This is a genomic window from Vibrio tapetis subsp. quintayensis (assembly GCF_030409945.1).
Taxonomy (GTDB): domain Bacteria; phylum Pseudomonadota; class Gammaproteobacteria; order Enterobacterales; family Vibrionaceae; genus Vibrio; species Vibrio quintayensis.
This window is the reverse complement of sequence record NZ_JAUFQV010000032.1, coordinates 219,671-237,482: the sequence shown is the minus strand read 5'-3', so window position 1 is coordinate 237,482 and position 17,812 is coordinate 219,671. Positions and strand designations below refer to the sequence as shown.

General features: G+C 44.8%; 18 protein-coding genes. 7 read left to right on the top strand and 11 right to left on the bottom strand.

Going from position 1 to position 17,812, the window contains the following annotated elements; all coding sequences use genetic code 11:
* Positions 1-6: 6 nt before the first annotated feature.
* The 3 genes from QWZ04_RS16720 to QWZ04_RS16710 all read right to left on the bottom strand — a co-directional run bounded on the left by QWZ04_RS16720 (position 7) and on the right by QWZ04_RS16710 (position 4,017).
* Positions 7-888: an ABC transporter permease subunit gene (locus QWZ04_RS16720; RefSeq protein ID WP_290329393.1), complete on the bottom strand. Its 882-nt coding sequence runs from the start codon at positions 886-888 to the stop codon at positions 7-9.
* A 201-nt stretch (positions 889-1,089) separates the two neighbouring features.
* Positions 1,090-2,382 (bottom strand): extracellular solute-binding protein, encoded by a 1,293-nt coding sequence (locus QWZ04_RS16715; protein WP_290329493.1) that lies wholly within the window; start codon positions 2,380-2,382, stop codon positions 1,090-1,092.
* Positions 2,383-2,607: 225 nt separating this feature from the next.
* Positions 2,608-4,017 (bottom strand): aminotransferase-like domain-containing protein, encoded by a 1,410-nt coding sequence (locus QWZ04_RS16710; RefSeq protein ID WP_290329392.1) that lies wholly within the window; start codon positions 4,015-4,017, stop codon positions 2,608-2,610.
* A 123-nt stretch (positions 4,018-4,140) separates the two neighbouring features.
* Here QWZ04_RS16710 and QWZ04_RS16705 point away from each other — a divergent pair, with 123 nt between their 5' ends.
* From QWZ04_RS16705 to QWZ04_RS16685, 5 genes are all read left to right on the top strand, one after another.
* A complete protein-coding gene (locus QWZ04_RS16705) occupies positions 4,141-5,043 on the top strand; it encodes an EamA family transporter (protein ID WP_290329391.1) in 903 nt (300 codons plus the stop codon).
* Between the two features lie 142 nt (positions 5,044-5,185).
* Complete coding sequence (locus tag QWZ04_RS16700; RefSeq protein ID WP_290329390.1) at positions 5,186-5,476, top strand: hypothetical protein; 291 nt, start codon at positions 5,186-5,188, stop codon at positions 5,474-5,476.
* 92 nt (positions 5,477-5,568) lie between these two features.
* Positions 5,569-6,030, top strand: a complete 462-nt coding sequence (locus QWZ04_RS16695; protein WP_290329389.1) for a hypothetical protein — start codon at positions 5,569-5,571, stop codon at positions 6,028-6,030.
* A complete protein-coding gene (locus tag QWZ04_RS16690) occupies positions 6,031-6,573 on the top strand; it encodes a hypothetical protein (protein ID WP_290329388.1) in 543 nt (180 codons plus the stop codon).
* Entirely contained in the window at positions 6,566-7,114 is a 549-nt protein-coding gene (locus QWZ04_RS16685; RefSeq protein ID WP_290329387.1) for a hypothetical protein, read from the top strand. Before QWZ04_RS16690 ends, QWZ04_RS16685 begins: the two co-directional genes overlap by 8 nt.
* Positions 7,115-7,164: 50 nt before the next feature.
* Here the strand turns inward: QWZ04_RS16685 and QWZ04_RS16680 are convergent, their stop codons facing one another.
* Entirely contained in the window at positions 7,165-9,081 is a 1,917-nt protein-coding gene (locus QWZ04_RS16680) for a hypothetical protein (RefSeq protein ID WP_290329386.1), read from the bottom strand.
* A gap of 393 nt (positions 9,082-9,474) precedes the next feature.
* Here QWZ04_RS16680 and QWZ04_RS16675 point away from each other — a divergent pair, with 393 nt between their 5' ends.
* Positions 9,475-10,083 (top strand): GyrI-like domain-containing protein, encoded by a 609-nt coding sequence (locus QWZ04_RS16675; RefSeq protein WP_290329385.1) that lies wholly within the window; start codon positions 9,475-9,477, stop codon positions 10,081-10,083.
* 34 nt (positions 10,084-10,117) lie between these two features.
* On the opposite strand, the gene QWZ04_RS16670 is transcribed toward QWZ04_RS16675, so the two are convergent.
* The 6 genes from QWZ04_RS16670 to QWZ04_RS16645 all read right to left on the bottom strand — a co-directional run bounded on the left by QWZ04_RS16670 (position 10,118) and on the right by QWZ04_RS16645 (position 16,076).
* Positions 10,118-10,396, bottom strand: a complete 279-nt coding sequence (locus QWZ04_RS16670) for a helix-turn-helix domain-containing protein (RefSeq protein WP_290329384.1) — start codon at positions 10,394-10,396, stop codon at positions 10,118-10,120.
* A 273-nt stretch (positions 10,397-10,669) separates the two neighbouring features.
* Positions 10,670-11,947: a cytosine deaminase gene (locus QWZ04_RS16665; protein ID WP_290329383.1), complete on the bottom strand. Its 1,278-nt coding sequence runs from the start codon at positions 11,945-11,947 to the stop codon at positions 10,670-10,672.
* Between the two features lie 172 nt (positions 11,948-12,119).
* A complete protein-coding gene (locus tag QWZ04_RS16660) occupies positions 12,120-12,770 on the bottom strand; it encodes a cupin domain-containing protein (protein ID WP_290329382.1) in 651 nt (216 codons plus the stop codon).
* Positions 12,771-12,920: 150 nt separating this feature from the next.
* Complete coding sequence (locus tag QWZ04_RS16655; protein ID WP_290329381.1) at positions 12,921-14,999, bottom strand: DUF4962 domain-containing protein; 2,079 nt, start codon at positions 14,997-14,999, stop codon at positions 12,921-12,923.
* Positions 15,000-15,188: 189 nt separating this feature from the next.
* The gene (locus QWZ04_RS16650; RefSeq protein ID WP_290329380.1) at positions 15,189-15,419 is read right to left on the bottom strand and encodes a hypothetical protein; all 231 of its coding nucleotides are present in this window, start codon (positions 15,417-15,419) and stop codon (positions 15,189-15,191) included.
* A 54-nt stretch (positions 15,420-15,473) separates the two neighbouring features.
* Positions 15,474-16,076, bottom strand: coding sequence for a LysR family transcriptional regulator (locus QWZ04_RS16645; protein WP_290329379.1), 603 nt, complete (start codon positions 16,074-16,076; stop codon positions 15,474-15,476).
* 104 nt (positions 16,077-16,180) lie between these two features.
* On the opposite strand from QWZ04_RS16645, the gene QWZ04_RS16640 reads away from it, so the two are divergent.
* A complete protein-coding gene (locus QWZ04_RS16640) occupies positions 16,181-16,363 on the top strand; it encodes a hypothetical protein (protein ID WP_290329378.1) in 183 nt (60 codons plus the stop codon).
* A 90-nt stretch (positions 16,364-16,453) separates the two neighbouring features.
* On the opposite strand, the gene QWZ04_RS16635 is transcribed toward QWZ04_RS16640, so the two are convergent.
* A complete protein-coding gene (locus QWZ04_RS16635) occupies positions 16,454-17,608 on the bottom strand; it encodes an acyl-CoA desaturase (RefSeq protein WP_290329377.1) in 1,155 nt (384 codons plus the stop codon).
* Positions 17,609-17,812: the final 204 nt, after the last annotated feature.

The following is a 17,812-nucleotide window of genomic DNA, read 5'->3' as shown; positions in this document are numbered from 1 at the left end:
TCGAAATTAATAGTGCACACGCTTTTCAACGACGCGGAACTGGATGAAAGTCAGGGTTAATACCAAGAGCAGTAATACGACCGACTGAGCCGAACTGCCGCCTAAATCGGCCCCTACGAATCCATCGCGATACACTTTGTAAACGAGCGAGGTGGTTGAACCGCCGGGCCCGCCGTTGGTCATGGTGTCGATGACCCCAAATGTTTCGAAAAATGCGTACGTCAAGTTGATGACTAATAGAAAGAACCCTGTTGGTGCGAGCAGCGGAAAAGTGATGGTCCAAAAGCGCTTATTATCGCTGACACAATCGAGCATCGCGGCTTCTTTGACGGCATAAGAGATCGACTGAAGCCCAGCAAGGAAATAGATAAAATTCACCGACACTTGCTTCCAAACCGACACCAAAACAAGGGCTAAAGTGGCATCGACCGGATCGGTTTGAAAACTAAAGTCCCAACCCACGTAGGCGAAAAAGTCGGTTAGCACGCCAATGTGTGGGTTGAACAAAAAGCTGCCAATGATGCCTGCAATGGCGGGCGCTACGGCATAAACCCAAGTTAGCGTGACTTTGTACGGCCCTTTGCCGTGAATGATGTTGTCGGCTTTCACGGCCAATAACAGGGCAAGGGCGAGCGAGAGAAAAGAAACCACAAATGCGAACATTAACGTGAAACCAATAGACTCAATGTATTCACTGGATTCAAATAACATTTGGTAATTTTCAAACCAAACAAACGTAGACGATATGCCCCATGGATCTTCCAACATAAACGACAAGTACACTGCTTTAGCTGCTGGGTAAATGAAAAATATGGCGATAATAATGATCTGCGGTGCTAAGAAAAAATAAGGTAATGGAGAGTGAAAAAATTGCTGGCGACGTTCCACGAGATTCATCCAATAGTGGTAAATAAAGGCGCAAATTGATGCTGGATTTCATTGCAGGACATCGCGATAACAGCACTTTTTGATAAACAAAGTGGGTACACGAAAGGGAAATCATCAATGTTGCAAGAGCCGAAATAAACGCCAACCGATTACTGAAAAGTGAGGTATCAGCCGGCGTATATTCAGTGACAAAAGTTAGCTTTAGTTCACTGTGCGTGCGAAGCGTTTCAGTAACTTAGTGCTTTCGTCTTCAACTTTGTCTAAGCCGTTTTCTACACTCGTGCGGCCTGCAAAGATGTTGTCGAATTCACGGTGCATCACTTCACGGATTTGAGGGTAGTAACCTAAGCGGTAGCCCTTCGTCCATTCACCTGATTTCAAGCTAAGTTGTTTTACACCCACTTCTGCATCGGGCTGCTCTTTGTAGTAGCCAGACTGTTTCGCTAGGTCATACGCGGCATTGGTTACAGGTACATACCCCGTTGTTTTGTGCCAGTAAACTTGTGTTTCTGGTTGGGTTAGGTATTCGAAGAAGGCTGCAACGCCGTTATCTTGTGCCTTATCATGGCCGCCAAGAGCAAACAAAGCTGCGCCACCGATGAACGTGAGGCCCGCATCAGGATTCACTGATTCCCAGTACGGGAGGTAAGTCGTACCAAGTTCGAACTTAACGCGATTACGTAAGCCACCGAAAGAGCCTGACGAACCCATCCACATTGCGACTTTCTCACGCTCAAATGGCGTTTGGTTCGCGTCCCAATCGCTGCCGTAATATTTGTAGTAACCTAAATCTGACCATTCTTTGAGTTTGCTTACGTGCATCATCATGTCTTTGGTATTGAACATGATCTTAGTCGATAGGCCATCGTAGCCATTGTTTTGGTCAGCCACGGGTAAGTTATGACGAGACTTAAAGTTCTCAAACATAATCCAAGGAGTCAGAGATTGAGAGAAGGTCATGTAACCTTGCGATTTTAGCTTTTTCGCCGCCGCTTCAAGCTCTTCATAGGTTTTTGGCGCACTTACACCCACTTTCGCTAAAATGTCTTTGTTGTAGTAAAGAACCGGAGTTGAGCTATTAAATGGCATACCGACCATTTTGCCGTCGCTGTCAGCATAGAAATTACGAACACCAGCTAAGTAATCTTGAGAGTCGAATGAGTAACCGGCATTAACAAGAATATCTTGAACGGGTGTTGCGACGCCTGGTGCATTCATGATCGTTGCAGCGCCTGCGTCAAACACTTGAAGAATGTTCGGTGCTTCACCACCACGATACGCGGCAATGCCTGCGGTTAAAGTTTCAGTGTAAGAGCCTTTATAAACAGGCGTGAGTTTGTATTCTGTTTGAGAGGCGTTAAAGTCCTTGGCGATTTTGTTAACCGTTTCTCCAAGTTGACCGCCCATTGCGTGCCACCATGTAACTTCTGTTGCTGCGAAAGTAGTGCCTGAAACAGTTGCAGAAAGTAACCCTGCTAGCCATAGCTTTTTCATCATCGTTTCCTTTTGGATGAATTTTCACGGAATTTACTGATTGTTGGTTTCGAACGAGACTTCGTTTGTTTCGTTTGATGCTATGTTGGCGAAGATTTGTGTCAGTGGGGTTACTTGTAAATGTCAGAAAGATGAAAGATTTATGGCTAAGGTGTGACTCATTACTTTTTATAATGAGTCATGACTTACTTGGTAGAAAGAGATTATCTTGGATGCAGCAGGAGATTATTTTGAATCTAGCAATGAAACTAAAGTGTCGATGTCCTTGCAGGCTTCGCTTGGTGTATGGTCTGGGTTGTATAGAGGGTATCCGATGTTGAGTCGCACGCAATCTTGGTAAAGGGGCAGGGAGCTAAAAATATCACCATTACGGATGTCGAGACCATGAAGGTTGGCCTGCTCAAGCAATTGAACGCTGTCTAGGTTTGGGATCTGTAGCCAAAGAACTAAGCCTCCAGCGGGATCGCTAATACGGCTACCTTGGGGCAACTGCTGCTGAAGATACTCAATGTACTGGCGCTTTTGTGCGAGCAATTCAAATCGCTTTTTTCTTAAGTGCTTGGTGTATTGCCCACTATCGATGTAATCGGCGGTTGCGAGTTGCATCGGTGCTGAAACACCATAGCTTCCCGCGGCAAACATTTTGAGATATTGATCTTTATAGCGACCAGGTAAGCACCAACCTAAACGGTACGATGCGCTCAGCGTTTTAGAAATCGAACCACACCATAAGACATATCCAGATTCGTCATAAAACTTCGCGGGTAATGGCACGGTATTCCCATGGGGTAATTCAATGTATACATCATCTTCAATAATGGGAGTTTCATAACGTCGTGCCATATCGGCCAAACGCATTTTTTGCTCTGGCGACATGGTGATGCCTTGCGGATTCATATGGGTGGTGCAAAACAAGCCAGCCTTAATGGTGCCATTTTTCATATGCAGTTCAAGTTGATCTAAGTCGATACCCGATGAAATGGATGGGATCTCGACGATCTTACGAGACATAGCAGCCAGTAGATCCAGTAAACCGCTGAAACACGGTGAGCAAATCGCAATGGCGTCTCCCGCCGTTGAGCAGATTTCGATAGCGGTTTTGATGGCGCCCATACACCCATTGGTGATCACTAAATCTTGAGCACCGAAGTGAAAATCGTATTGAGAGAAATGCCGTACCAATGTATCTCTCAGCAGTGGCTCACCTTGAGGGGTAGGGTATTCATTAAAGCGATTGTGCATGCGTTTGTTTGCGCGACGAAAGCACTGCTCCATGGCTTTCATTAATTCTGGGTCGGGTTGAATGCGAGAAACCCCTAAAGGGCCTGATCGGGTTTGATTCGATCCAAACAATTGATGAACGGTATGCTGGCGAGGCTCTGATAGTTGGCTTTCGAACGAGACCAAAGTAGGTTGCTGGTAGGCGTTTAACTTATTTGAGACAAAGTACCCAGATTGCGGCTTAGCGATTATCCAGCCTAACGATTCTAAGTGCTGATAGCAATTTAAGGTGGTCGACATGCTAACGGAGTGCAGTTTTGAAAACTTCCTTAATGATGGCATCTTGGTGGCCGCCATCATATTTCCTAATTGGATCTCATTGATGTACTTCTCAGCCAAATCCATATAGCGCATACGCTTCTCCTTACTCCGACTTTTTTAAACTGTACCCTTTTTTTATCCTAAAATTGTATCTGCACTCATTGCGGAATACTACTCATAATTTAGCCAGTTTTAGAATGATGAAAGGAGAGAGCAATGAGTAACAAGGATTTAGCATTAGGGTTGTTCGTCATGTTTATATGGGGGATTAACTTTGCGGTGATCAAGCTTGGTGTCAGTGAAGTTAACCCTTTAGTGGTTACAGCGATGCGCTTTACCTTAGCAGCCATTCCATTGGTCTTCTTTGTGAAGAAACCGGATGTACCTTGGCGATATCTGATCAGTTATGGCGTGGTCTTTGGCCTTGGTGTATGGGGCATGGCATCGTGGTCTGTCACCGAAGGCCTCACCGTTGGCATGGCAGCAGTTTTACTACAAGTGAATGTACTTTTCGGCCTGACCATTGGCGCACTGGTGTTTAAGGAATCAATAACGCCCGTTAAATTAGCCGGTTTCGTATTGGCGTTGATGGGGCTGGTTACCGCATTGATAGCAACGAATGGAACCGCGACACTTTCTGGTGTGATGCTTATTCTGACGGCCGCATTGTCTTGGAGTGTGGTGAGTACGATAGTGAAAAAATCGGGCACGACTCAAGTCTTTGCCTTTAGCTTGTGGGGCATGTTGTTTGCCCCTGTGCCTTTACTCGGTTTGGCGGTATTTCTTCATGGCCCAGCAGTGCTCACTGACTCGATAGAAGCATGGAATTGGCAAGTATCGTTTTCGGTGATATTTCAAGCCTACCCAACCACACTGTTTGGCTATTGGGTATGGAATAAATTACTTGTGAAATACCCAATGAGCACAGCCACCCCTCTTACTTTATTGGTGCCTGTGTTTGGTTTAATTGGCGGCTACGTCGTGTTTGAAGAAACCATGAGCCTGATGCAAACGCTGGCGTCATTGCTGATTCTAGCCGGGATTTTAGTCATCGTGTTTGCACCGAAGCTGACGGCATTAAGAGACAAAAAGCAGGGGGTAGCCAGCTCCATGAGCTAACGATGAGTAATCGATCAATTTGTCAGTTTCATAGACGAGAGAAGTGCCGCGCAGTTACAAAACCTTGTGCAGCAAGCCCGGTGGTTGTTCCCTAGAATGACGGAAGTTATTTTAGTGAACGGCCATTTTTAGGGAAAAGACAGTGCAAAATTCTAGATTTCAATGTTTGAGTAAAAGGAAAAAATCCCAGCGCGACGCTTGCTTAAAAAGCGCGGATGTACAAGAAGTTGATATGTACGTATTGGAAGCGAAAGGATTCTCTGCACTATGGGTCGCAACCCAGAAAAAGCAAGGGCTGAGTGAGTCACAAATTGATGCCAAGGCAGTGGTATTAGGGCTTACAGGTTTCGTCGCCTCTAATGGCAGTGCAATGCATGATTTCAAAGATTTCTATCTATTAGCCGAAGACTTGAAAAAGGCGGTTCGATTTTAAGTAAATATGAGGTCGTTCAAAATGGCAACCAAAGCTACATCAAATTTAAAGGCAACCATAAACTGAGAAGCCTAGTAAAAGGCACTCGTTATTTGTCGAATAATGCGAAGATGATTGCATTGGGAATTGGCAAGGCAGGTATGAGAGCTTCAGCAAAAGCTGGTGTATTTATTACGGTGGTTTACTCAGTGGTGTTTCGAACATTGGAACTGGCATTGACGAAAAACTATTCGGTAACCAATTGGATAGTGCATGTGGGTTCTGATGTTGTTAAAGCCGCTTTGGCTGCTTTTTTTGGATGTTTTGTAGGAAGTTTTGCTTTAACTTCTGGTGTCGTATTGTTTCCAATTGGTCTTGGTATCTTCGTTGCCTTTGTTTCTGGTTTAATACTGGAAACTTTGGAGGGGAGATACTTAAATAAGGAACGAATAATAAAATCAATAAACCACAAAATAGAAGAAACAATATCCGGAGATATTAGCAAGATTAATCGTGATGTTGAAACCCAAAGAGCGGTATCTCAAATGACACCAATCTTAGTTGGCGGTCTGTAAATGGAAAAAATAAAACACATACTTAATTTTATGTTTGTTATTTTGATCCTATCATTTATGGTGGTTTTTTCTGTATTTAGACTTGATGAATATCATCAATATGAAACATTAGTAACTCAAATAGAACTAAATTATCAGATCGTCTTTATCGACCCTACATATGTTATTTGGATCGGTTCCATTATTTGTTTCCCTTTTATAATTTGGTGTATTGGTAAGTCTCAATTTTTCGGAAAAGATAGCTTAGGTATTTCAGTTAAGCTCGCAGCAGTTTCGACATTGATAGCATTAGCTTTAGCAGTTCCCGGCCAAATCTTAGAACACCAAAGGCAAAAGAGTATCGCTCGCGATCATGGCTTTGTCGGGTGCCCTCCGTTCACGTTGCTTTCAAGTACTCACATCGTTGAAGCCATGGTGAAAGATCCGCAATATTGTACTGATGACGAAATCACCAGTATCGCTATGTACGGTTACTTTCGGGAATTGCCTGCGGTGAATGCGTATGTAGATGAAGTGTTCGGTAAGGAAGTGCTAAGTGATTAAAAAAGTCATGCATGTCCTACACGTCTCATTGGTTATGATGATATGCGTTGGTTTGAGCTATTTTGCTGCTTTTAGGCTTAATGAATACCTTACGTTGGAGACGATGCAAATCCAATTGGCCGCCAATTATCAGATAGTTTATGTTGATCCAACCTATATGATAGGAATATGCGGCCTAATTACGATGCCATTTTTGCTTTTGTTTATTATTTGGACTCACATACTTGGCAAAGATGGCTCTGGTCGTATGGGGAAGCTTTTAGCTATTTTATTGGTTATTGGTTTAATTTTTGTTATCCCCGGCCAAATCTTCGAACATCAAAGGCAAAAGAGCATCGCTCGCGATCATGGCTTTGTAGACTGCCCTCCGTTTACTCTGTTATCAAGCACTCATATCGTAGAAGCGATGGTTAAAGACCCTAAATACTGTACAGATGACGAAATTACTAGCATCGCTATGTATGGTTACTTTCGGGAATTGTCAGTGGTGAATGCGTATATTGATGAGGTGTACGGAAAAAATAAGGCTAGTAATGGTTAGCTCTTGTCGCCAATAGCGTGACGACAAGAGCAATTTCTTTTAATGCGGTGTTAAGCGGCCTGCTTCGATTCGGGTTGAGGTGGAAGTACCAAGAGGCCTTTGAGTTTTCTTTTCAGTCGTTTGCCTTTTGATTGTGCTTTCTTCGCCTGCTTCTCTGTTTTGTTTTGTGATTGCAGTGTTTGAGCACCATGAACGATGCCAAGCTCTGCATTGGTCATTTCATCCTCGTCGTAAAGGTATTCATCGTCGGCAACGCCAACCGAAGTAAGGTGTTGCTGAATGCTGGCATCGCTTGGTTTGACGATCGGGTCGTGTAACACGGATACACCAGCGACAACACTGGTGTGTGCGTCAGCAGGTAAGCGCCAAAGCATTTCTGCCAGTGTGTTGTAATCGCAACGAATTTGATTCAGGTAACTTACCAGTTTGTCATCACAGCGAGTGAGCACTATACAGTTCACTTTGAAGTCCATCTTGGCGTTAGTACGATCTTGGTAAGCTTGGGTGGTGAAGTAGTGAGCAAGATGATCCCATAAAATCACCTTGAACAACATTGGGTTTACTGTTGTGTTGAAATCGACGTCTGCCCCAATGCCCGCCGTTGCGCCTGCAGCCATGCGGAATTTGATGTCACCAGAGCGACGAACAATTGATTCTACTGTTCCGTTGATCCCAGCGCCTGCAGATACTGCACCACTGACTTGAGCAGAAACTGCATTAATGCCTCGCGCCATGAATGTTACGGTGCTAGAGCCTTTGGCTTTGGCTCCAATGAAGGCACCACCACTAATGGATCCAACAAACACTTCATCGGCCCCCATGATGTTGCTGGTATTGATACCGCCTTTAATTTGCCCTTTGACTTCGGCACCAACAAATAGCTCTGCTTCGTTTTTCATCGACATGATCTGGCCGATGGTTAGTTGGTGGGTGACGGTGACTTTTAGCCCAGCCTCAATAGCAAGGAAAGCATCAATACCAATATCCACACCTGGGATGAGTTGGATGGGTACAAATCCATTTCTGTTTTCTAGTTCAGCGTCACTGAAGTTGGTTTGTTTTGGTAGGCTGGTGTTGACTCCAGCCATAGAAACATTACCAATTTCAGCTTTACCCGGCGTGCCCTTTTTGTAGGTTGCACCGCCACCGGTACCTAAGTTAATGTGCGCCTTATCTTGATACGAAAGCTTGGCGCCGACACTCATGGTGGCTTCAAGCTCATTTCGCATGGCTCCAAAGTCCCACGTTTTCTCAAATTTGATCTTTGCTTCTGAGAACAGCTCTCCACTTACATCCATTACCGCAGAGCCATCTTTGATGCTGCCTTTTGCTTCTGCGGTTGATGTTTTGCCCGCGCCTCGGCTCATTTGTAGTAATTGCTGTTTTTTATGACAGTCGTTGAGGATAAGCCAGATATTTTCGTCAAGGTGTTCGTGGGTATCGTAAGCTTTTTTCAGTGATTCAACTTGACCATCTAAAATTTGTGCCTGTAGTCGACCTAGCTCACCGCTCTTGGCGATGCCGCCTTGTAAATGTTGCAATAAGGTTCTTTTTTGCTCAAAAAAACTCGAAAAAGTGCGGTTGATGTGCTTCGAACGTATCGCTTCATTAGGGGTTTTGCTTGGATGCACAATTTTCACGATACTTGAAAAATTGCGACTGACTTGGCCTACAAGAATGATCCATAGTGGCTCGTCTGTGATGTCGGCTACACCATAGCCGTAGCTTTTACTTGATTTTTGGTAGAGCCGATAGCGCATCGCCTCAAGTTCCGAATAAATCGTATCGATGCCTTTTTGAATATAAGGAATTGCTCGGCTGGCCTGCTTTTTACCAAATGCACTTTGGAGTTTTTTAAGCCAGTTACCGATGTTGGTACTGCATACAGAGGGTGGTAGAAAATCGCCATTAGATTTTTGGATCATCGAATGGTCAAAGGCCAAACAGTCGCTGTTGGGTGCTGTCATTTTCTTTCCTTACAATTGCTAAATCAATGCTTAGTGACCAATAGGCTTGTTTCTCATTTTTAATAAATTTAATTGCGAGCCTAAATCTAACCTTGAGCCTGAGTCGGCGGTTAAATGATATGGCCAATACTCACGGTGACAGGATTGACGCTGAGAAAAGCTTCAAGATAACATCCTATATTTCAGATGTACGTTGTTGAGAATAAAGTAAAAAAAACAGACATGTCTGTCGGTTTTTTGTCTTTATTTGTCGTGAACTGTCATGGCAATAAGCAATTGATGGCATTAGGTTCGAGCGATGAAGGTTGAGCTTTGGAAAGCTGAAGCTTACCGAGAGCTCTGCGAAGTAAGCCATGCTAAAATGACGTTAATCTCATTTTCTTAGGTGGCGCTATGTCTAAAATCGATTTTAAAAAAGAACTAAAGCACTTATACCGTCCATCGGCAAAAAATGAGGTGGCGGTGGATGTTCCTGAAATGAACTTTTTAATGATAGATGGCTTGGGCGAACCAGGTTCTGAATCGTTTGGTATCGCCATAGAAGCGCTCTACTCGGTTTCTTATACCCTCAAGTTTATGATTAAGAAAGGAGACATCGCGGTTGATTACGGCGTATTGCCATTAGAAGGCCTTTGGTGGGCTGATGATATGGCCGATTTTATTGCAGATAACAAAGCCAACTGGAAGTGGACCTTGATGATCATGCAGCCAAGTTACATTACGAAAGCACTGGTTGGTGAAGCGATTGAGCAAGTGCGTACTAAGAAAAAGCTGGCTTCAGTGGATAAGCTCCGCTTTGAAGCCTTCACGGAAGGCTCTTGCGCACAAACGATGCACATTGGCCCATTTTCGGAAGAAGGACCAACGGTTGAGCGAGTGCATCGTTTCATCGAAAGTAATGGGAACCAATTAGCAGGTAAGCACCACGAGATCTACCTTTCGGATTTTCGCCGCACAAAGCCTGAAAACCTAAAGACGATTATCAGGCAGCCGTATTCTTGATTGCTCACCTCATGCGAACATAGCGTGGTACAGCCTAATAGCCTAGCGCTGCTCTAATGTGAGCGATATTCTCGTTGACCCATGTTTTATTAAACGGCCCCCAAGAGACAATCTGGTAGTGGCCGTTTTTTAGTGCGCCAGTGAATTGGCAATCAATATCTAATTCTTCAAGCGCTGCGATGGTGTCTTGGGCCGTTCTACGAGGAATTATGATTTCGTCTTGAATTTTGGGTAGGGTATTAAAGCCGTTGTCTATTAAGTGTGCTATGAAAATACGTCGATAGAATGATGTTTTAGTTTTGCTCAGTGACATGTATTGCTCCAAAAAAGAAAAGAGCCTTCAAAGTGCTCCTAAAGACCATCTTATCCCAATAGCAGGGCAGAAAGCCTCTATATACTAGCGTTACTGCTTTGAAATGGGAAATATCTATTATTAACGTATTATCTCTTGAGTAAGTCCTTAGTATCAAACGAAAAAGCTGGCACTCAAGTACCAGCTCTTTTAGTCTTTTGTGCCTGTAGCCTGTAGCCTGTAGCCTGTAGCCTGTAGCCTGTAGCCTGTAGCCTGTAGCCTGTAGCCTGTAGCCTATCTCCTAAAATCCACTTCCTCAGTCTCACCCAAACAAATCTGCGTTTGTGCAGGCTTCGTTTCAGCAATGACTTTACCGTGGCGGATAGAGTAGCGCACTGGCGTTTGGCGACGAACGGCATCGAAACCATTTTCAGCCGGCAGAATGATTAAGCTGCCCGGTTTGCCTTCTTCAATACCGTAACGGTCTTGAATGTTCAGTGTACGAGCAGAGTTAGTGCTGATCAGGTCAAGCGATTGGTTGATTTGGTCGTAACCCATGACTTGGCATACATGTAGCCCCATGTGCAGCACTTGAAGCATGTTAGCGGTACCTAGTGGATACCATGGGTCAAATACATCGTCGTGACCAAAGCAGACGTTAATGTCGGCGGCTAGCATCTCTTTTACGCGTGTTACACCACGGCGTTTTGGGTAGTCGTCGAAACGGCCCTGTAGATGGATGTTGACCAATGGGTTAGCAACAAAGCTAATGCCAGACATTTTTAATAAACGGAACAAGCGCGAAGCGTAGGCGCCATTGTAAGAGTGCATCGCTGTTGTGTGGCTGGCTGTTACCCTGTCACCAATGTTGAACTTGTGCGCCAGCGCGGCAAGGGTTTCGACAAAGCGCGATTGTTCATCATCAATCTCGTCACAGTGTACATCTATCAAGCGGTCGTATTTTTGCGCCAGTTCGAACACATAATGCAAAGACTCAATGCCGTATTCACGGGTGAATTCGAAGTGAGGGATGGCACCAATGACGTCAGCGCCGAGCTGCACGGCTTCTTCCAGCAGTTCTTTGCCATTTGGATAAGACAAGATGCCTTCTTGTGGGAACGCGACGATTTGAATATCGACCCACTCCTTCATTTCTTCGCGCACTTCAATCATGGCTTTTAGCGCGACAAGCGTCGGATCGGAGACATCTACGTGAGTACGCACATGCTGAATACCGTTAGCAATTTGCCATTTAAGGGTTTGCATGGCGCGCGTTTTTACGTCTTCTATTGAAAGGGTTTGTTTGCGCTCTGACCAACGCTCGATGCCTTCAAATAATGTGCCTGAGATGTTCCAGCTTGGTTCACCTGCCGTTTGAGTCGTATCTAGGTGTACGTGGGGTTCACAAAACGGGGCAATGGCTAGGCCACACTCCGCGTCGAGTACTTCGCCGTTGTGTTCTAGCGTTACTGCGTTATCACAAACGGTTTTGAATTGACCGTCTTCTACCAAGATCTGGAATAAACCGTCTTTGTGTTGAAGTTTGGCGTTTTTTATCAGTAATGAGGTCATTGTTGTCCCTTACGCTGTTTGCGCGGCGGCCGCTGAAATACCTACCCAGTTAACGGTTTTAAATTCGTAGCTCTCGAACTTCTGGAAGCGCTTACGGTTGACTAGGAAACGCAACTAATAGGTGGAACAAGAACGCTATCACTTGGTCGAATTGACTTTGGTGCGCCGAAATTTAAACGCCCAAATGCCCTGTTTTTACAAGGATCGTGGTTTCTTCCGTAACAAACGGGTGGTGGACGCTGTTATCTGGGCTACGAATCCAAGTGCTTGTTGGGTAACTGCCGTGTTCATCTTGAAACGTGCCTGACAGAACCAGTATTTCTTCACCACCAAAATGAGAATGGGGTTGGAACGTTTCATTTTTAGGCCACTTGACCAAGGCTACTTGCTCAGTGTCAAAACTATGCAAAGGCATTACTTTTAACCCACCGATCCCGTCGCGCCAGCTTGTTTCAAGAGTATTAATGCGCACTTCTTTGGAGTCGCCTAGACTGAACTGGTTGAGCTTCACAAAGATAGTGCAGCCTTGCTTGCTAAAAGGAGCATGATGGCTATTAGGAGGATTTCTTAAGTAAGTGCCTGCAGGGTAGTCGCCATGTTCATCTGAAAATACACCCTCGATGACGTAGATCTCTTCGCCAAAAGGGTGGGGATGACTAGAAAAAGCACAGCCTGCTTCGTATTTTACAATGCTCGTGGTGTGGCCCGATTCTTTGGCTTCACGTTCGAGTGGTTTTCGCCACACCCCGTTCGCAGGGCTTGGTTGCCATGGTTCACTTTTCGTTGGAATAACCAATCGTTGAGAGAAGTCCATATTGAGCATGATGTGCTGATTCCATTGTGTGGTTACTTCAATACTGGGTTACTTGGCGTTTGCTGGCAAGGTGTTGACGAAGAAATTTCAGTGAGGGTAATAAAAAAGGCCCAACCTACATAGGTTGGGCCTAAATGTTAGTCACCGAATAAGCGGTTATTAAAGCTCGATAGTCACCGTTTCGCCGTCTACGGTTAGTTCAAGCGTATTGCCTACTAACTTGTGAGACACTTCAACTTGCTCGCCGTTGTTCTTATTAGGAACAAGCAGAGTCAGGATGTCGTGCTCTTTAGACGGTTTGAATTCAACTTCAACGTGACGGTGGATTTCCAAATCTTGGAACTCGTACGGGTCTACGTCGCCGAACCCTTCAACATTCTTCACTGATGTAATGTTGTCTTGAGATGCATTGATGAAGTTTACGTCTAGGTGTGCGTTTTCACCACGGATAGTGAATGACTTGTCTGCCACTTCATTCGCGTAAGTCGTGTGCATTAACCAAGTCATGTCTTTCTCTTCAGAAAGCGTTGCCTTGTCTTGCATTACGAATACTTTACCTTGTACAAACCAGATCTTACGCTTGTAAGATTCGATTTCTGGTACGAAGTATTTGTACGAAGCCGTTGCATCACCTTCAACCATCTTAACGTCAGATTCAGTATCGTAGTCAGAGATGTTGCCGCCAGCTTCAATACAGAAGCGATCTTGGTGGCCTTCGTAGCCTGTGTTCTTGTTCTCGCCGTATTGGCCTTTGCCACCGAATAGAGGCAGGTTTTTAGAGAACGTGTGACGACGCCATTTCGTGTGCATGTCTACACCGAAACCACCGTAGTAACCAGTGATAGACGCCAGTGTTTCACCAAACGCGTGCAGTGTGAAAGCGTTTTGGTCACCGTGCGAGTGGCTGATAGAGCCAAATGGAGAACACTTAAATACCATGTGGATGTGTTCTTCGCGTTCAGTCATCTTGTTGTGGAATGCAGCCCAACCTGTGATAGGGAATACTTTCAACAGTGGATCGTTTGACGGCGCTTTCTCTTCTGGTGCATCCCAAAGGATGTTGAAGCGAAGATCGTCGTAACCGAAGTCCCACCAACCGAAGTTGTAGAATTTCGTGTGCGCTTCAGTATCACGTCCTTTCAGTTGGTTGTAGTACCAAACGTACTCTGGCTTTTGGTTAACACCTGCGTAGTGTTTAATGTTGTATGCCAGTTTAAGGCCTGGGAAATCACCAATTGAAGACTGGTCACAAAAGCTCGCGCGCTTAGAGTGAACAGGCATGCAGTAAAGTGGGAAATCACCGGTGTTTTCGTAGAATGTTTTGTTGAACATGTCTACGCCACAGTATGCTTTCAGCAGGTCAAACGCTTCGCCTAGGAATGCAGTTTGTGTGTTCCAGTAGTCCGGGCCTTCAGCCCAACCGCCATCTTCACCGCCCCATGGTGGGTAGTGTACCGCGTAGTATTCTAGTGCGTATGCAATGTACTCGCCCGCTTTCGGGTGGTCATGGTATAGCGCAATACATGTAGGGATGATAGCTGAAGAAATTGAACGAACACCGTGGCTGTTTAGTGGGTTGTTCAGTAGATCAACCGTCACTTTCAGGTGGTGCATGATTTCATCAAGGCGAGTAACAAGCGCGTGACGAACCGTTGCGAGTTCTTCCTCATTAAAGTGACCGTGTAACCAATCATAACCCCATGCCATCGCTGCGATAACGCGGAAAGCCGCTTCATCGTTGTAACCACGAGATGTTACGCCGTCTGGATCGTAAGAAGCCAGTTGTAGAGTCCAGGCTTTTGCTTTTGCAATCAGATCTTCATCGTCTTTCACGATACCTGCAATCGCTAGGTTACGCGTTGCGTTCATCGCCATTTGGCAATCAACGTACATTTGACGCCAGTAAGGACGCCACAATGACGCTTTGCCTACCGTTTCTTCTGGGTATGGTTGTGGCTCTGCATACGGAGCAGTATCAAGGAATTTCTTAGTCGAGTTATTGAAGAAATCATCGAACATGCAATGTGAATTGTCAGCGTTTACTTTCGCCTTGAATTCCGCCAAGTCATCAGATTGAATAAGAAGGCGAGGACGAGCTTCTGATAAGTTATCTAAAAAATCCAAATCGAAATCGCGCTTTTGTACTTCGATTGGAAGCAAATCAACTAAGTTACCAGCTGAAGTATCGTTTTCTAATTTCATGGCCTTAATGGCATCGAATGATTTATCTGTACTCATATGAACCCTTTTACAATTCAGAGTGAACGAGTCATCGGATTATCCGTGAACTCGACTATATGACTTATTGTATTATAAAAGGGCTAGTTAGATAAAGTGCCTTTTCCTATTTTGTGATCTAGGGTTTGCTGGCTGCACCTAACGCTTAGGTTTTACGCTTTGTTGACATAAAGCGCCGATAGAATGTGATTAACAATTAGGTAGCTGAGTCACTTTTTCTAAGAAAAAATCCATTGCTGCATTTTTAGGCTTTGCTGATAACCAACACGCTTCTGTCGTCCACTGATTAGGCCGCTTAGAAGCCGTCAGGCTGATATAAAAACGGTCTACTTCGCCTTTATCAATGGCAGCTTTACACAAGAACTCAGGAAGTAATGCCCATGTTGAAGAGTGTTTCACCAGCTCGAGTGAGCTACGCAAGTCGTTACTGTAAAGCACGTGATTACTGAGGTTGTGCGTATCGGTTTGTCCGAGTTATTTCATGAACAAAGCGGCCACTTGTTTTTGGCCACGGATCTTATCTAGACTGACTATTTGTTCTTTTACGTTCAACGTGGGTGAGGCAATGCAAACCACGTTAAAGCTAAATCCATCGGCAAGCGTCAGTTCATGATTGCCAGAGAATAAATTAACGCCGAAACCAATGTCAGCTTGGTGAGTCAGTACATTGCTGCGTACTTGCATTGGGTCGCAGGTCAGAACTTTTAACTCCAATGCCGGAAATTTTTCCATCAACTGGGTGAGGACTTTGGCAACTTCTGGTCCTTGTACTGTGGCATCGACCGCGATGGACAAGGTAGTCGGCAGTCCCTCTAAAAGGCTACTGGCCTTGATATCAAGATGCTCGCATTCCCGGGTTACTGAAACCGCATAGTCATATAACTCAAGTCCATGAGGGGTAATGTCGAGAGAGCGAGGTTTGCGTTCAAATAAGGTCAACCCAAGTTCTGCTTCGAGGTTAGCAATGAGCCCGCTAACGGTTGAAGTGTGCTTGCCTAACCGGTAACTGGCTTGTTTAAAACTGCCTTTATCAACGGTTTCTACAACGGCATTAAGTTGTTCAAGAGTCATCGCCATGACATTTCCTTGGTGTAATTCAGTGAGAGAATGATAGCAGAGTCTTATTAGAGAGGGTTAACTCCATTCTTTAGGTTGTCTCTTGTCTAATGTTTTTTATCATAATGGCCACAACAAGACAGCAAACAGATTGCTTGTTTTACTCAAATCACAACGAAGGCAATGCCTCTCAGCTAAACGTTGATTTTGCAGAAACCTTGGCATTAACCAACCAATGTGTGCCGATATATTTGGTCAGTCTCGTGCTGACCAAAAAATCAGATGGTCTACCTGCGAGTAGCCTTTAGACTTAGATAGAAAAAGGACGCTCCTCGAGCGTCCTTTTTGATTGTTTTGCATGTTACTTGAGTAGCTTTTTGTTTTTATTGGCGTCGCTATTAAGATTTGACGATGGGTTTTGTCATCGCGCTGATGTCTGCAACGGTTTGGTTCCAGCGTTGTTGCTGTTCTTCTAGGTTGCGTTTCATTTGTTGGTAGCGAAGCGTGAGCACCGAGTATTCGTATTTTCTCACCAAATCGACTTTTTTACTTTCAAGCAATTGCTTTTTGATGTCGTAAAATTCCGTCATCTGGCTTGTTAGGGCTTCAAATTCGCTTTGCAGCTTTTCTGCAATTTGGCTGCGGTTTGGTAAATCGGTAATTCGGTCTTGTGCGGTTTTTAGCATCATTTGTGCGCGTGCTTTTTCAATGCGAAGCGGCGGTGATACGCGTAACTTGCTTGCAAGCCCAAGCCATTCGCAAGATTTAATTAACCATTTTGTTGGATCGTACTGCCACCAGTAAATGCCATTACGGTAGTCATTTTCAAAGATGTGGTGGTAGTTATGGTAGCCCTCACCGAACGTCAGTACCGCAAGTACGCCGTTGTCACGAGCGGTGTTCTTATCTGTGTAAGGCTGGCTTCCCCAGATGTGTGCTAACGAATTAATAAAGAACGTAGTGTGGTGGTTGAGTACCAAGCGCACCGCGCCAACCATTAACAGCATACCAATAATATCTTGGTAAATAATACCTAATAAGATAGGCACGCCAAGGTTTGTTAACAGAGCAAGCAATGCGTAATGTTTATGTTGCCACATGACGATTTTGTCTTTTTGTAAGTCACGGCAGTTGCTGTAATCCGAGTAAACCGCCAGGTTATAGTGACGAAGCATCCAACCAATATGGGAATACCAAAAACCACGTTTAGCGGAATAAGGGTCTTTGTCATTGTCGTCAACAAACTTATGGTGGACACGGTGATCAGACGACCAATGCAATACACTATTTTGCAGGGCGAACGCTCCGCCAATAGCAAAGATGAAACGTAAGCTAGCGTGCGCTTGAAAGGCCTTGTGAGACCAAAGGCGGTGATAACCTGCGGTAATCGAAAGATTACAAAAAGAGAAACACACCGCGAGCCAGATCCAGTGTTCAGCCCCATATCCGTGATATACGCCATACAAAGGCGCAGCCACTAGGGCGAGCAACATACTGGATGAAAATATGAAGATATTTAGCCAGAGTAATGGCGGCTTTTTTTCCGTTGTCATGCAAATTGATCCTTTGAGCGTACACTTGTTCGCTAGATTATCAGCGCACACGTGTAAGTCAAATGTCAAAATGTAAATTGTTGCGTCGAGTTGTATAAAAGATCAGCATGTGAGAAGGCGGCAGGTAGTTAGCGTGAAACAGACACAAAAAAGGCCTCTTAAAAGAGGCCCAAAACCAAGGGAATGGTTGTTAGTGGTGTATCC